General features: G+C 74.4%; 14 protein-coding genes and 1 pseudogene. 7 read left to right on the top strand and 8 right to left on the bottom strand.

Annotated features, from left to right (window positions below; genetic code table 11):
- The 5 genes from ABZ641_RS13275 to ABZ641_RS13255 form a co-directional block, all read left to right on the top strand.
- The coding region (locus ABZ641_RS13275) for a prolyl oligopeptidase family serine peptidase (RefSeq protein WP_359981471.1) at window positions 1-345 on the top strand (345 nt) is incomplete at its 5' end.
- 182 nt (window positions 346-527) lie between these two features.
- Window positions 528-785: a hypothetical protein gene (locus tag ABZ641_RS13270; protein ID WP_359981469.1), complete on the top strand. Its 258-nt coding sequence runs from the start codon at window positions 528-530 to the stop codon at window positions 783-785.
- Between the two features lie 18 nt (window positions 786-803).
- The gene (locus ABZ641_RS13265; RefSeq protein ID WP_344627550.1) at window positions 804-968 is read left to right on the top strand and encodes a hypothetical protein; all 165 of its coding nucleotides are present in this window, start codon (window positions 804-806) and stop codon (window positions 966-968) included.
- Between the two features lie 132 nt (window positions 969-1,100).
- Window positions 1,101-2,984, top strand: a complete 1,884-nt coding sequence (locus tag ABZ641_RS13260; protein WP_359981466.1) for a BTAD domain-containing putative transcriptional regulator — start codon at window positions 1,101-1,103, stop codon at window positions 2,982-2,984.
- A 421-nt stretch (window positions 2,985-3,405) separates the two neighbouring features.
- Window positions 3,406-4,629: a branched-chain amino acid ABC transporter substrate-binding protein gene (locus ABZ641_RS13255; protein WP_344627548.1), complete on the top strand. Its 1,224-nt coding sequence runs from the start codon at window positions 3,406-3,408 to the stop codon at window positions 4,627-4,629.
- A 42-nt stretch (window positions 4,630-4,671) separates the two neighbouring features.
- Here ABZ641_RS13255 and ABZ641_RS13250 read toward each other — a convergent pair whose 3' ends face one another.
- Window positions 4,672-6,291, bottom strand: a complete 1,620-nt coding sequence (locus tag ABZ641_RS13250) for an ADP-ribosyltransferase domain-containing protein (protein ID WP_344627547.1) — start codon at window positions 6,289-6,291, stop codon at window positions 4,672-4,674.
- A gap of 208 nt (window positions 6,292-6,499) precedes the next feature.
- Here ABZ641_RS13250 and ABZ641_RS13245 point away from each other — a divergent pair, with 208 nt between their 5' ends.
- Entirely contained in the window at window positions 6,500-7,180 is a 681-nt protein-coding gene (locus ABZ641_RS13245) for a macro domain-containing protein (RefSeq protein ID WP_359981463.1), read from the top strand.
- Between the two features lie 38 nt (window positions 7,181-7,218).
- Here the strand turns inward: ABZ641_RS13245 and ABZ641_RS13240 are convergent, their stop codons facing one another.
- Entirely contained in the window at window positions 7,219-7,647 is a 429-nt protein-coding gene (locus ABZ641_RS13240; protein ID WP_359981460.1) for a hypothetical protein, read from the bottom strand.
- A 34-nt stretch (window positions 7,648-7,681) separates the two neighbouring features.
- On the opposite strand from ABZ641_RS13240, the pseudogene ABZ641_RS13235 reads away from it, so the two are divergent.
- A pseudogene (locus tag ABZ641_RS13235) lies at window positions 7,682-7,780 on the top strand (DNA-binding response regulator); the annotation flags it as partial.
- 18 nt (window positions 7,781-7,798) lie between these two features.
- On the opposite strand, the gene ABZ641_RS13230 reads toward ABZ641_RS13235, so the two are convergent.
- The 6 genes from ABZ641_RS13230 to ABZ641_RS13205 all read right to left on the bottom strand — a co-directional run bounded on the left by ABZ641_RS13230 (window position 7,799) and on the right by ABZ641_RS13205 (window position 13,869).
- Window positions 7,799-8,512: a thioesterase domain-containing protein gene (locus tag ABZ641_RS13230; RefSeq protein WP_344627544.1), complete on the bottom strand. Its 714-nt coding sequence runs from the start codon at window positions 8,510-8,512 to the stop codon at window positions 7,799-7,801.
- Window position 8,513: 1 nt separating this feature from the next.
- On the bottom strand, window positions 8,514-9,170 hold the full coding sequence (locus ABZ641_RS13225; protein ID WP_344627560.1) for a response regulator transcription factor: 657 nt from the start codon (window positions 9,168-9,170) through the stop codon (window positions 8,514-8,516).
- Window positions 9,171-9,331: 161 nt separating this feature from the next.
- On the bottom strand, window positions 9,332-9,712 hold the full coding sequence (locus ABZ641_RS13220; RefSeq protein ID WP_344627543.1) for a nuclear transport factor 2 family protein: 381 nt from the start codon (window positions 9,710-9,712) through the stop codon (window positions 9,332-9,334).
- Window positions 9,713-9,716: 4 nt separating this feature from the next.
- Window positions 9,717-11,018: an MFS transporter gene (locus ABZ641_RS13215; RefSeq protein WP_359981457.1), complete on the bottom strand. Its 1,302-nt coding sequence runs from the start codon at window positions 11,016-11,018 to the stop codon at window positions 9,717-9,719.
- A complete protein-coding gene (locus tag ABZ641_RS13210) occupies window positions 11,015-12,772 on the bottom strand; it encodes a non-ribosomal peptide synthetase (RefSeq protein ID WP_359981454.1) in 1,758 nt (585 codons plus the stop codon). Before ABZ641_RS13210 ends, ABZ641_RS13215 begins: the two co-directional genes overlap by 4 nt.
- Before the next feature lie 26 nt (window positions 12,773-12,798).
- Window positions 12,799-13,869 (bottom strand): branched-chain amino acid aminotransferase, encoded by a 1,071-nt coding sequence (locus ABZ641_RS13205; protein ID WP_344627540.1) that lies wholly within the window; start codon window positions 13,867-13,869, stop codon window positions 12,799-12,801.
- Between the last annotated feature and the right edge of the window lie 95 nt (window positions 13,870-13,964).

Below are 13,964 nucleotides of genomic sequence, written 5' to 3'. Positions count from 1 at the left end.
TCGCAGGAGTACGGCACCGCCGCCGACCCCGGCCAACTCGCCGTGCTGCACGGCTACTCGCCCTACCACCGGGTCCGCGACGGGGTCCGCTACCCGGCCGTGCTGTTCGGCGTCGCGGACGGCGACACCCGGGTCGACCCGCTGCACGCCCGCAAGACGGCCGCCGCCCTGCAGGCCGCGAGCAGCGGGCCGGGCCCGGTGCTGCTGCGCCAGGAGTACGGCCTCGGGCACGGTGAGCGGGGGATCGGCGCCACCGCCGACCTGCTCGCCGACAGCCTCGCCTTCCTCGCCGCCCACACCGGGCTGCCCGTCGACCGGCCGGCAGCCGGACGGCCGCCCTACTAGGCGGTAACTATGCTGGTGTAGCGGCGGATCCGCCCGATTCGTCCCGCAGGGTGGCTTGCTGCATGCAGCAAGCTGCAGCCCGTCACCCCTTGGCCCGCCCCCGGCCGAACGGCAGGCTTCCAGGTGTCGAAGCCGTCCGGACCACAACGGACGCGCCGCACTCCACACACCAAGGGGAACCGATGAACCGTGCCCGCACGCTGGCCGTCTCCGTCGCCGTCGCCACCGGTCTCGCCGTGCTCGGCCTGCCCGTCCTCGCCATGCAGGCCGCCGCCGCGGACGGCACCCCCACCCCGGCCGTGACCGCCCCGGCCACCCCCGTCCCCACCACCCCCGCCCCCACCACCACGCCCGTCTCCGGCGGCCACGGCCACGGCGGCATCCTCGGCGGCGACCCGGAGGACCCGCAGGACCCGATGGACACCGCCTGGGGCCACTGAAAGGCCGGACCGACCCCGATGAAGCGCCTGCGCCCCCTGCCGCGCGCCCTGCTGGCGGCGGCCCTGCCGGTCGCCGTCGGGATCGCCCTCCTCGTCCGGGCCGCCCGCCACCGCGTGCACCTGCGCCGGGCCCGCGAAGTGCTCGCCGAGTTCGAGCCGCGCACCGACACCCGCTGGCCGTAGCGCCGCCGCCCGCCGTGCCTGCCCCGCCGTCGCGCCTGCTGTGCCCGCGGCGCCCGCCGGTCCGGCCGTGATCCGTGCCGCCCCGGCCGCCCCGGTACCGCTCCTGCCCGCGCCCCTCCCGAAGGAGCACCAGTGACGCTGGACCACCTGTCCGCCGCCGCCGACCGGCCGGCCCGTCCGGCCGCGGCCGAGCTCCGCTTCCGGGTGCTCGGCGAACTCCTGGTCGCGGCCCGCGGCCGGCCGCTGCCGCTCGGCCCCGTGAAACAGCGCCTCGTCCTCGGCGCGCTGCTCTGCCATCCCAACGCCGCCGTCTCCGTCGACCTGCTGACCGAGGCGGTCTGGGGCGACGAACCCCCGCGCTCCGCCCGCAAGAACCTGCAGGCCTACGTCTCCGCCCTGCGCAAACTGCTCGGCGATACCGCCGACGGCGAACGGATCGTGCACCACCACACCGGCTACCAACTGCGCGTCGCGCCCGCCGAGCTGGACGTGCTGCGCTTCGAGGAGCTCGCCCGCGCCGGGCAGTCCGCGATCCGGCTCGGCGCCACCGCGCACGGCGCCGCCCTGCTGCGCGAGGCCCTCGACCTGTGGAGCGGTCCCTTCCTCGCCGACCTCGGCCACTCCGAGCTGCTGCGCGACCGGGCCGAACGGCGCGAACTGCGCCGCCTCGCCGTGCTGGAGGACTGGGCCGAGGCCGAACTCGACCTCGGCCACGCCCCCGCCGTCGCCGAGGCACTCGCCGAGACGGTCGCCGAACACCCCATGCGGGAGCGGCTCTGCGCCGCCCAGATGACCGCGCTCTTCCGCTCCGGGCGGCAGAGCGCCGCCCTCGCCGTCTACGACGACCTGCGCCAGCACCTCGCCCGCCAACTCGGCCTGCAGGTCGGCCCGGCGCTGGAGACGCTCTACCGCGGCATGCTGGACGGGCAGGGCCCGGCCGGGCCGGCACCGCAGCCGTCCGCCGCCGCCACCGGCGCGGCGCCGCGCGCCCCGCAGACCGTGCTGCCCGCCGACCTCCCGGACTTCACCGGCCGCCGCGAGGAGGTCGCCCGACTGACCGCCCTGCTCGCGGGCGAGGGCCGGCGCGTCGTCGTCAGCGGCCCGGTGGGCGTCGGCAAGACCGCCCTCGCGGTGCACGTCGCGCACCGCCTGGCCGGCCGCTTCCCGGACGGCTGCCTCACCGTCCGCCTCCGGCGCGCCGACGGCACACCGCGCCACCCCACCTCGCTGCTCGCCGAACTCTGCCGGGCCACCGGCCTGGTGGGGGCCGTGCCGGAGGACGAGGAGGAGGCCGCGGCGCTCTGGCGGTCCTGGCTGGCCGGCCGCCGGCTGCTGCTCGTACTGGACGACGCCCCCGACGAGGGCGGCATCCGCCACCTGCTGCCCGGCTCCGGGCCGAGCGCCGTCCTGGTCACCAGCCGGACGCGGCTGGCCGGGCTCGGCCCCGTCCAGCGGCTGGAACTCGAACCCTTCGCCGCGGAGGAGGCCGTCGGCCTGCTCGACCGGATCGTCGGCGACGGCCGCATCCGCGCCGACCGCCAGGCCGCCGAGCGGATCGTCGACAGCGTCGGCCGGCTGCCGCTCGCCGTCCGGGTGTGCGGCACCAAACTGGCCGTCCTGCACCAGCTCTCGGCCGCCGAGTACGCGGCCCGGCTGGACCGCAGCCCCGCGCTGCTGGACGAACTCGCCGCCGGTGACCTCGCCGTCCGCCGCCAACTCGCCGTCTGGTGGGCCGGACTGCCCGCCGTCGTGCGCGCCGTGCTCTGCGCCTTCGGCCGGCTGCCCCGCCCGCTGTTCACCCTCGCCGAGGCGATGGCCGTGCTCGGCTGCGGCGAGGAGGTCGCCCGCCGGGTGCTGGACAGCATGATCGAGGTCTCCGTCCTGCACTGCCGGCTCGGCGAGGTCACCGCGCACGCGGCGCTGTACGAGATCCCGTTGCTCGCCCAGCTCTACGCACGCGAACGGGCCGCCGCCGAACGCCCGGCCCGGGAACCGTACCGGCCCGTGGCGGGCTGACGGCGGACCGGACACCACGGGGCGGCCGGCCAGGGCTCTGCGGCACCCTACCGGTCGGTCGTACCGGCCGGTAGTGGGCCCCCGGGTCCGGCCTCCCCGGCCAATCCGGCAGCTCGGCGGGTGTCTTGCCGTCACCGGTTGTGTTCGGACGAACCCGTTGACGCTCCCGTTGGCAGACCATAGGGTCGCGCCCCATGGACGCCGGTCGGTGATCCGGACATGCCGGCAGTGCCGTCGGCAGCCGGGCCGCCGTCCCTCGCCGGACCGTCCACAGAGGTGCCGACTGCCGTGCCCCCGTGCGGATTTCATGGGCCCGGACAGCCGTCGCCCCTCCCTGCGCGCCCGTGCCGCCACCAGCGGCCCAGACCGGGCGTGCGGTCCGGCGTCCCATGAGCAAACCCACTCAGCAAGGGATGTGCCAGTGACCGGATTCTCGAGGCCCAGGGCTTCCGCCCTGGGTGTGGTCTGCGCCGTGCTGCTGTCGGGTTGTTCCTCGGGCGTGCTCGGCTCCGGATCGACCGTCACGGTCGTGATCGGCGTCGACGGTCCGCTGACCGGCAAGCTCGCCGACCTGGGGCTCGGCATCCGGAACTCCGCCGAACTGGCCATCGCCAAGGCCAATGCCAAGAACGTCGTGCCCGGCGTGAAGTTCGTGCTCGACGCGAAGGACGACGAGGCGGACGAGCAGAAGGCCAAGTCCAACGGCGATGCGTTCGCCGCCGACGGCCGGGTGATGGGCGTGGTCGGCCCGCTGACCTCGTCCGGCGCGATCCTGATGGCGCCCGTGATGGCGCAGGCCGGCCTGGCCGAGGTCTCCCCGTCCAACACCGCACCCGGGCTGACCTGGGGCGCCGACTACCGGGCCAACGGCAAGAAGCGCCAGTACCCGACCTACTTCCGGACGGTCACCACCGACGCCGTCCAGGGCCCGCTGCTCGCCCGCTACGCGCACAGCCGGCTGAAGGCCGGGCGGGCCGCTGTGATCAGCGACACCAAGGCCTACGGCAGCAACCTCGCCGCCGAGTTCGCGACCGCCTTCGAGGAGGTCGGCGGCAAGGTGGTCTACCGGACGACCGTGAAGCCGGGCACCACCGACTTCTCGAAGATCGCCCAGCTGGTCGCCGCGCAGGACCCCGACATCGTCTACTACGGCGGCGAGCACCCCGAGGGCGGACCGCTCGGCGCGGCGCTCAAGGCCGCCGGCGTCAAGGTGCCGCTGGCCGGCGGCGACGGCCTGCACACCGACGGCTTCATCAAGGCCGCCGGCACGGCCTCCGACGGCGACCTCGCCAGCCAGCCGGGCATCTCCGTCGAGGGCCTCGCCTCGGCCTTCAGCTACCTCGACGCCTACCGCGCGGCCGGCTACAAGGAGGAGCCGGGGCCGTTCGGCGCCTACGGCTACGACTCCACCTGGGCGGTGATCCAGGCGGTCGCCAAGGCCCGGCAGTCGAACGAGGACCTCACCGGCCCCGAACTGCGCAAGGCCACCGCGGACGCGCTGCAGAACGTCTCGTTCTTCGGCGTCACCGGCGACGTCTCCTTCGACGAGTTCGGCGACACCCACAACCAGGTCGCCTCCATCTACAAGGTGCAGAAGGGCGCCTGGACGTCCATCGTCCCGTTCGGCCGCCTGCGCGACTTCTGACGGGTGCGGCCGGGGTCCGCCGACCCCGGCCGCCGCCGGCGCTCAGGACACCAGCGGACCCTCCGCGACCTCCGTCAGCCGCACCGTGCACAGGCCGCCGCGCTCGCTGCGGACCTCCGTCACCTCCAGCTGGGTGCCCGGCAGCAGGATGAACTCCTCCTCGCCGGTGAAGGCCGAGAAGTCGCGGATGCCGACCGCCCGGGAGGGGACGACCTCGAACAGCGTCCGCTTGCCCCGGCTGCCGAGGAAGCCCCGGGCCACGCCCGGCTCGGAGGTGCAGGAGGACACGCCCCACCAGGTCACCGTCCGGCCCAGCGGGTACTGCGCGCGGAGGTCCAGCGCCACACCGCGCCACAGCGGCCCGGTGCGGGCCGGGAGCTGCGAGACGGCCGAGAACAGCAGCCGCAGGTAGGCGAGGTACGGCACCAGCCGGCTGCGGTCCGGCGACCGCAGCACGGCGTTGATCTCCCGGTAGAACGCCGACTCGCAGGTGTAGAGGTGGATCGCCGCGACGGCGTCCGCGGACAGGCCGCCGGGCACCTCGTCCGCCCGGCGCTTGCCGAACTCGTACGACCGCTCCACGTGCCGGTCCAGGCCGCGCAGCACCGCCGCCACCGGGGCGACGGCGTCCCGGAAGTCCATCAGCGGAGTGTCGAACACACCGGTGATCTCCGGCAGTTCGAGGCCCTCGTCCTTGACGCTCGCGAGCCGGTCCAGGTAGAGCTGGTGCAGCTCCATGGTGGAGGCGATGAACGCGCCCATCCGCTCCGCGGTGCCGTCGCCGTCCGCACCGCCGCCGTCCGCCGCGTGGGCGTTCCACCCCTTGCTCGGCAGCCAGTCCACCGGGTCGGTGCCCATGGACGCCAGCGCGGTGTTCACCATGTCGAAGTGGTCGCCGTCGCAGAAGATGTCGCCCTGCGCCGCCGGATTGGCGTGGTCGATGTGCCGGACCTCCACCCCCGGGTACTTCTTCTGCAGCTCCAGGACGACCTTCTTCAGGCTCCGCGCGTGGGCGCCCCACCAGGCGAACACCACGCTGCGGTCCGCCTCGTCGGCGTCCTGCTTGGCCCGGAGGATCTCCTCGACGATCCGCTCGGCGACCGGGCGCCAGAACGCGGTGTGCCGGTCGGCACCCACCGAGCCGTCGCTGCTGGCGGTCAGCGCCGCGTTCAGCAGCAGCACGCCCTGGGTGAGCATCGCCTGGAACCACTCCGGGGGCTGGACGGTGTCCCGCTCCTTCAGCAGCGCCCGGACGTCGGCGATCGGCGTCTTCTTCGCGATGCCGTACTTCCACATCGCCGCGGCCTTGATGATGCAGCGGATGCTGACCACCCGGCCGAACTGGCTGTCCTTCCAGTCGTGGAAGGTGTTGTCGAACATCGCGATGCCGGTGGCGCTCTCCGGCCGCGGGTACGGGTTCTGCCCGAAGACGACCACCTTCCACTTGTGCGGCGCATGGGGCTTGAGCGCCTGGAAGGTGAGCTCGCGGACGGGCACGACCTCCGGGCCGCGGGCCGGGCCGATGAACGCGGCCGCGTCGGGCTGCGCCTCGACGACCGGCTTCAGCAGCGGCAGCCACGGCTCGCCGCCGCCGGCGAAGAGCTCCGTGAGCGCCAGCGGGTCGTTCGGGTCGGGCTGGGCGGGGGTGGTGGCCTCGGTCATGGTGGCGCTGCTCCGGAATCGTCGAACCGTGCGGACGGATGGCAGGAACGGACCGTCAGTTCCCCGACGGCGACTCCAGTCCTACCGTCCGCGAGTGACAACCGACCGCGCCGCCGAGGCGGCGCCGACCGGGCCCGGCGGCGCTGTCGGTGCCGCCGTCTAGGTTCATGGACGACGGAAGACCGCTCGTCCGGGAGGAGCCCGACCCATGTCCGAGAACCCGCAGCAGCCGCCGCTCAGGGTCGTGCTGACCGACATCAACAGCACCGTGGTGGAGTCCTGGCGGGCGGCGTTCGCCGACACCCCCGAGATCGAGATCCACCGCGGCTCGATCCTCGACGAGCACGTCGACGCCTGGGTCACCCCCACCAACTCCCGCGGCCGGATGGACGGCGGCGTCGACGCGGTGATCAAGCGGCACCTCGGCGCCGGCATCCAGCTGCGCGTCCAGCGGGCGATCCGGGACGGGTTCGCCGGCCGGCTGCCGGTCGGCAGCGCCGTCTGCGTCCCCTCCGGCGCGGTCAACCCCGGGTTCCTGATCTCGGCGCCGACGATGGAGTCGTCCTCGCAGAACGTCAGCCAGACGCTCAACGTGGCGCTGGCCTGCGCCGCCGCGTTCCAGGCCGTGCACCGGAAGAACGCCGAAGCACCGGGCAGCATCCGCTCGGTGGCACTGGTCGGCATGGGCGCGCAGACCGGACAGGTGCCGGCCCGGGTGTGCGCCAACCTGATGTGGACGGGCTACACCCTGTTCAACGACCACTGCTTCGAGGACTACGACGACCTGCGCAGCACCGTCACGGCCCAGCTCGACGACATCGAGAAGGCCCCCGCCACCCGGCGCGTGCGGATCACCCCGCCCGCGCGCCGCACCGCCGCCCGGCGCTGACACCCGCCCGCCGTCGGCCCCCACGGCCCCGGGGGAGGTCAGTCGGCGGCCTTCTCCCCGGCGCCGGCCCGGCGGGCACGGGCGATCTCCGGGTAGCGGACTGTGAACACGATCGGCAGCACGAACGAGGCGACCGTCAGCACCGTCCGGGCCGTCCCGGCCTCGGGTCGGTAGTGCCGCAGCAGCGCCCCGCCCGCACCCGAGAGCGTGAAGGCGGCGGCCCACACCGCGGTGATGTGCCGGTTGACGCGCAGGAACAGCGGGCTGCGCCACAGGTGCTCGGGCACCTGGCTGCGGGCGATGCCCAGCGTGAACGGCCGGCCGACGGCCAGCGAGCCCCAGGCGGTCGCCGCCAGCCAGAGCGAGGACAGCGGCTGGCCGTACTCCGTGACGAGCGCCGAGTCGGGCGCGGCCGCGGCCGCCGCGGTGTAGGCGGCGAAGAAGAGGACGGCACTGCCCTCGATCACCAGCGCGTCCCACCCCAGGCCCGCGCGGCGCCCGCGCAAGTACCGCGCCCACGTGGCCGGACTGATGGCCCGGCTCGGTGCGGCGACCCGCTTCCAGGTCGCCCTGCAGGCGAAGGAACGCGGCTGGCTCTGAGGCGGCGGTGCGCCGCCGTCACAGGAAGGAGAGGGTCTTCATCAGCAGGGGCGGCGCCGACAGGAACTCGAAGTGCCCGCCGGGCAGGGCGGTGTACTCCACCGTCCGTGCGTACTCCCGCCACCCCGCCATCTGGTCGAGGCCGATCTCGGTGTCCTCCGTCCACTCCAGCACGGTGACCGGGCCCGGCAGGGCCACCGGCGACGGGCGCCGGTAGACCCGGTTCACCTCCAGGTCCTCGTGCAGGACCTCGAGGGCGAGGTCGATCAGGACGGGATGCGGGGTGCCGCCCCGCAGCAGCACCAGGTTGCCCATCTCCGCCCGGAGCTGCTCCTCGTCCAGGTCGAGGTACCGGTCGTGCGGGCAGTGGTGCGGGGCCACCTGGGCCGAGACGAAGAGCCGCTCGGGCGCGGGCAGCCCGCTCCCGGCGAGCCGGAGCGCCGTCTCGAAGGCCGGCAGGGCGCCGGCGCAGTGCCCGAAGAACGCGAACGGCCGGTCCAGGTACGGCCGGAGGAACTCCACCAGGTCGGCGGCGAACCGCTCGTAGCTGCCGTAGTGCGGTTCGCGCGAGCGGTTCTCCCGGCCCGGCGGCTGGACGGGGCACACCTCGATGCCGTCGATCTCCTCGGGCCACCGGCTGAACATCGAGGCGCCCACACCGGAGTAGGGGAAGCAGAAGAGCCGTGCGACCGAGTCCGTCCGCGGTCGGCGCAGCAGCCAGTTGCCGGCCATGTCAGGCTCCCATCCTCCGGGCCGCGACCGGCGCCGCGGCCCGGGACTCGTACGCGTAGATGACGGCCTGCACCCGGTTGCGCAGGCCCAGCTTGCCGAAGATCTCCTGCACGTGGGACTTCACCGTGGAGCCGGCGACGCCCAGCTCGGTGGCGATCTCGGCGTTCGACATCCCCCGGGCGAGCAGGTGCAGCACCTCCTGCTCGCGTTCGGTGAGCGTCGGCACCGCGCCGAGCCGCGGGGCGGTGTGCGCGAGCTGCTGCACCAGCGTCTGTTCGACCGGCAGGTAGCCGGAGGCCAGCAGGCGGACCGCCGGGGCGAGTTCCCCGGCGGCGACCTGCCGCCGGATGATCGCGCAGCCGCCCAGCCGGAGCACGTCCAGGTCCATCCGGCGCAGGTCCGAGCCGAGGACGAGCACCGAGGCCGCGCCGCCGTGCCCCGACGCGGCGAGGCGCCGGACCTGCCCGAGGAGGGTGTCCCGGTCCTTGACCGCCGGCATGTCGACGACGAAGAGCGCCGGGTCGAGCTGGGTGCCGAGCCGGCACGCCTGGCCGACGTTGGCCGCCTCCCCGGCGATCCTGACCGATGGTTCGTTGCCGAGGATCGATCTGATGCCGTTGCGGACGAAGGCGTCCTCCGCCACGAGCACGACGCTCATCCTGGTCACGTCAGTCTCCCCCTGATCTGCGCACACGGTGGTCTTCACTGGTCGGGAACGAAAGGCCGAGGAGGCCGGTGGGGCGCGCCTTCGAACCCGGTCGCGGGCCACCCGGGGGCGCAGCACTGCCCGTGGGCACCCGAGTGCCGTCGACGGCGGTCTCAGATGGCGGGGCGGTAGAAGTAGGTGCGGCGGGTCCTGATCTTCCGGCCGTCGAGGAAGTACAGATCGGAGAACCGCTCGTCGAGCTGCCGGCCGTCCTTGCCGACCCCGCGGAAGCGTCCCCAGCAGGCGACCGAGGAGTCCGACTCGGCGACGTGCTCGATCTCGTGGCGGCCGTCGCTGATGATCCGTTCCTCGCGGTAGAACCGCAGGACGGCGTCGAGGCCGCTGATCGCCTCGTAGCCGGGGCGGTGGTAGGTGCAGTCCTCGGCGAACAGGGTGGGCAGTTCGTCCCAGCGGCGGCCGTCGATCACCTCGAAGAGTCTGGTGACGAAGTCCGTGCCGGACACGGCGAGCTGCTCGGGGTGGGTGGTGCTCATGCGGTCACGCTCCTGACTCGGTCTGCTGCGGTTGGCGCGGTGCGGGCCGCACCGCGTCGTGCGGTCGGTCGCGGCGGTCCATCTCGCTCCACTGGGGGAGCAGGCCGGGGACGACGACGGCGACCAGGTAGACGGCCCCTGCGGTGACCAGCACCGGCGCCAGCCCGGCGGCGGCGATCGCCGAACCGGCGAGGATCCCGCCGAGCGGCATGCCGGCCCAGGCGGCGGCCTCCGCCAGGGAGCTGACCCGGCCCAGCAGGTCGCGCGGGATGCGTTCGACGAACACGGCGCTGAGGACCGGGTTGATGAAGCCGGAGCCGAAGCCGCCGACCAGCGCCACGCCGATCACGCACCACAGCGGTGCGCCGAGCGCCATCGCCGCGAAGCGCGGCACCCCGCCGAGGAAGAAGCCCACCAGGAAGGCCGCCCGGCGCGGCACGCGCTCGCCGTAGGCGGCGGCCAGCAGCGCTGCCCCGGCGGCCGTCACCGAGAACGCCGTGCCGATCAGGCCGAGTTCGAGCGCCCCGTAGCCGTGGTCGTGGATCCAGACGGGGAGCAGGACGGCGCTGTACGCGGCGTCGACCAGGTTGGTCACGCTGACCATCGCGACGAGCGAGCGCACCATCCGGTCGGAGGTGAGGAACGTCCAGCCGCCGCGGAGCTGGGCGAGGTACGGCTCCGGCGCGGCCGCCTCCCCGGCGGGTTCCGCCGCCGGGCGGTGCCGCTTCGGGGCCCGGAGGCCCACGGCGACCGCGCAGACCACGAAGGACGCGGCGTCCAGCAGCAGGGCGTTCGCCGGTCCGGCCGCCCCGATGACGGCGCCCGCCAGGGCCGGCGCGATGATCATGGCGGTCCGTTCGGTCGCGCTGACCAGCCCGGTGACCCGTTCCAGCGGCAGCCCGGCGGCGTCCGCGATGTCCGGGCCGAGGGTGAACTTGGAGGTGTCGGCCGGGCCGCGGGCCGCCCCGGCGACGGCGACCAGCACCAGCAGCACCGGGAAGCTCAGCATGCCGGCCAGGTGCAGCAGCGGGACGAGGGCCACCGCGGCCGCACTGAGCAGGTCCGCGCAGACGCTGACCCGGCGGGAGCCGAGCCGGTCGATGACCGGGCCGCAGAGCGCCTTCGAGACGACCAGCGGGGTGAGTTCGCAGGCGGCCACCAGGCCGGTGCGGGTGGCCGAACCGGTGGTGGTGAGGACGAGCCAGGGGACGGCGATGGCGGTCAGCCGGGTGCCGGCCACCGAGACCGCGTTCGCGGCGAGGACGGGGAGCAGCAGCGAGGTGCTCCGCTTCGCGGTCGTGCTCACCGGGCCGCCCGCTCCGCGACCAGCCGGGCCATGCCCGCCGGGGTCGGGTCGAAGTAGAAGTCCCGCGGCGAGACGTCCACGCCGAAGGCCTGGTGGAGCTCGGCGATGATCTTCACGCCGAGCAGGGAGTGCCCGCCCAGTTCGAAGAAGTCGTCGTCCGCACCGATGCCCGCCACCCCGAAGTGGTCCGACCAGAGGCTCACCACCGCCTGCTCGGCCGGCGAGCCCGGTCCCCGGTACTCGGTCATCAGCTGCGGGCTGCGGACGCGGGTCCGGGCCGCGAGGGCGGCCGCGTCCACCTTGCCGTTGGCGGTCAGCGGGAACTCGTCGACCACCGTGATCAGGGACGGCACCGCGTAGGAGGGCAGCACCTCGGCGAGCGAGGCGCGCAGCTCCAGCAGGGAGGTCTGCCGGTGGTCCTTGCGCAGCACCAGGGCGGCGTGCAGCGCGTGACCGCCGGTCGGGGCCTGCGTCCTGGCCAGGTGGTACTGGGCGACGGCCGGCAGCCCGGCGAGGGCGGCCTCGACCTCGCCGAGTTCGATCCGGAAACCGCGGATCTTCACCTGGCGGTCGGCCCGGCCGAGGAACTCGATCGCCGGCTCGGTGCTGCGCACCAGGTCGCCGGTGCGGTACATCCGCGCGCCGTCGCCCTCCGGGTCGGGCAGGAAGCGTTCGGCGGTGAGCGCCGGGCGGCCGAGGTAGCCGTGGGCGAGGCCGGTGCCGCCGGTGTACAGCTCGCCCGTCCCGCCGGGGGGCACCGGCCGCAGCTCGGGGTCGAGCACCCGCACCCAGGTGCCGTTGATCGGCCGGCCGATCGGCACCGAGGGGGTGCGCAGCGGGCTGTCGAAGGCGTGGCAGCAGGTGTAGGTGGTGTTCTCGGTCGGGCCGTACCCGTTGACCAGGACGGTGCCCGGCAGGGCCGCCACCGCCCGGTCGGCGTGGTCGGCGGAGAGCACGTCGCCGCCGGTGAGCAGGTACCGCACCTGCTTGAGGTCGTCGAGGCCGTGGTCCACCACCTGGTGCAGCAGACCGGTCGTCAGCAGCAGCACGGTGACGCCCGAGGCGCGGACGAATCCGGTGGTCTCGGCGAGCGAGAGGTCGCCCGGCGGGGCGACCACCAGGCGGGCGCCGTTGAGCAGCGCCCCCCAGATCTCGAAGGTCGAGGCGTCGAAGGCCAGCGGGCCTATCTGGAGGAGGACGTCCTCCGGGGTGATCGTGACGAAGTCCGGGTCGACGACGAGCCGCACCACGCCGCGGTGCGGCACCATCACGCCCTTCGGGGTGCCGGTCGACCCCGAGGTGTAGGCCACGTAGGCCAGGTCCTCGCCGGACGGGTCGGCCGCGCGGACGGCCGCCGGTACCCCGGCCGGGGCCCGGTCGTCGGCGAACACGGTCGCGAACCCGTCCGGGAGGCCGTCGGCCAGCTCGCGCTGGGTGATCACCAGACGGGCTCCGGAGTCGCGCAGCATGAACTCGGTGCGGGCGGCGGGGTAGCGGGTGTCCAGGGCCAGGTACGCGGCGCCGGCGGAGACCACCGCGAGCAGGGCGACGATGCCGTCGACCGACCGCCGGGTGAGGACGGCGACCACGTCGCCGGCCCGTACGCCCCGCTCGACCAGCCGCGCGGCGAGGCGGTCGGCCTCGGCGGCGAGTTCCGCGTACGTCAGGGAGGTGTGCTCGTCGCTCAGGGCCACCCGGTCGCCGAACCGCTCGCAGCACCGGCGGAACCGGGCCGTGATGCTCAGGTCAGTCATTCTCTCGCTCCGTGGGTGAGGGTGGGTCAGCGGGTCGACGGGTGGAACCAGCCGTCCTCGTCGGGGACGCGGCCGCGGTGCAGGTCGGTGAGGAGCCGGTGCAGCGCGGTCGTCACCGGTCCCGGCCGGCCGTCCCCGACCGTCCAGCCGCCGTCCCCGTCCCGCACCCGGCCGACCGGGGTGACGACGGCCCAGGTGCCGCAGGCGAACGCCTCGGTGACGACGCCGGCCTCGCACTGCGCACGCCACTCGTCCAGTGCGATCCGCTCCTCCACCACCCGGTGGCCGAGGCGCCGGGCCAGGGTCAGCAGGGTGCTGCGGGTGACGCCCGGCAGCAGCGTCCGCGTCAGCTCCGGGGTCACCACCTCGGCCCGCTCGCCCCGCCCGCGGACGAGGAAGAGGTTCATCCCGCCCAGCTCCTCCACCCAGCGCCGCTCGACGGCGTCGAGCCAGACGACCTGCCGGCAGCCGGCGGCCTCCGCCGCCCGCTGCGCCAGGAAGGTCGGGGCGTAGTTGCCGGCCACCTTGACCTCGCCGGTGCCGCCGGGCACGGCCCGGACGTGGTCGCGGCTCACGTGGACGGCGACCGGCTCGGCCCCGTCGCCGAAGAAGCCCCCGGTCACGAAGGCCATCAGCAGGAAGCGGTAGGTGCGCGAGGGGCGCAGCATCAGCGAGGCGTCCGAGCCGAACATCAGCGGCCGCAGGTAGAGGCTGCGCGAGCCGTCGGCCGGCAGGAAGCCCTCGTCCGCGCGGACCAGCCGGTGGGCGGCGTCGGTGAAGGCGTCCTCCGGGAGCTCCGGCATGGCCATCCGGCGGCAGGAGCCGCGGAACCGCAGCGCGTGGTCGCGGGGGCGCCAGACGCCCGCCGTGCCGTCGGCCCGCCGGTGCGCCTTCAGTCCCTCGAAGACGACCTGGCCGTAGTGCAGGCCGAGCGTGCCGGGATGGAGGGAGAGGTCGGCGAGTCTGCTCAGCCGGGGCGCGGACCAGCCGTCCGCCTCCGTCCAGTCCATCACGACCATGTGGTCGGTGAACGCCTCGCCGGGGCCGGGTTCGGCGACGGCCGGGTGCGGCGGCGCGAGTTCGAGGTCGGTGGTCATCCGCAACTCCTTGGGTGAGGGGGTCTGCCGGGCGATCAGGACGCAGGCACTCGGGCCGCGCGGAGGGGGTCGCCCACCGCTCGGCCACCGAGTAT

Source organism: Kitasatospora sp. NPDC007106 (assembly GCF_040634455.1).
GTDB lineage: Bacteria > Actinomycetota > Actinomycetes > Streptomycetales > Streptomycetaceae > Kitasatospora > Kitasatospora arboriphila.
Note: the sequence above shows the minus strand (reverse complement) of the source record. Positions and strands in the feature narration are given on the sequence as shown.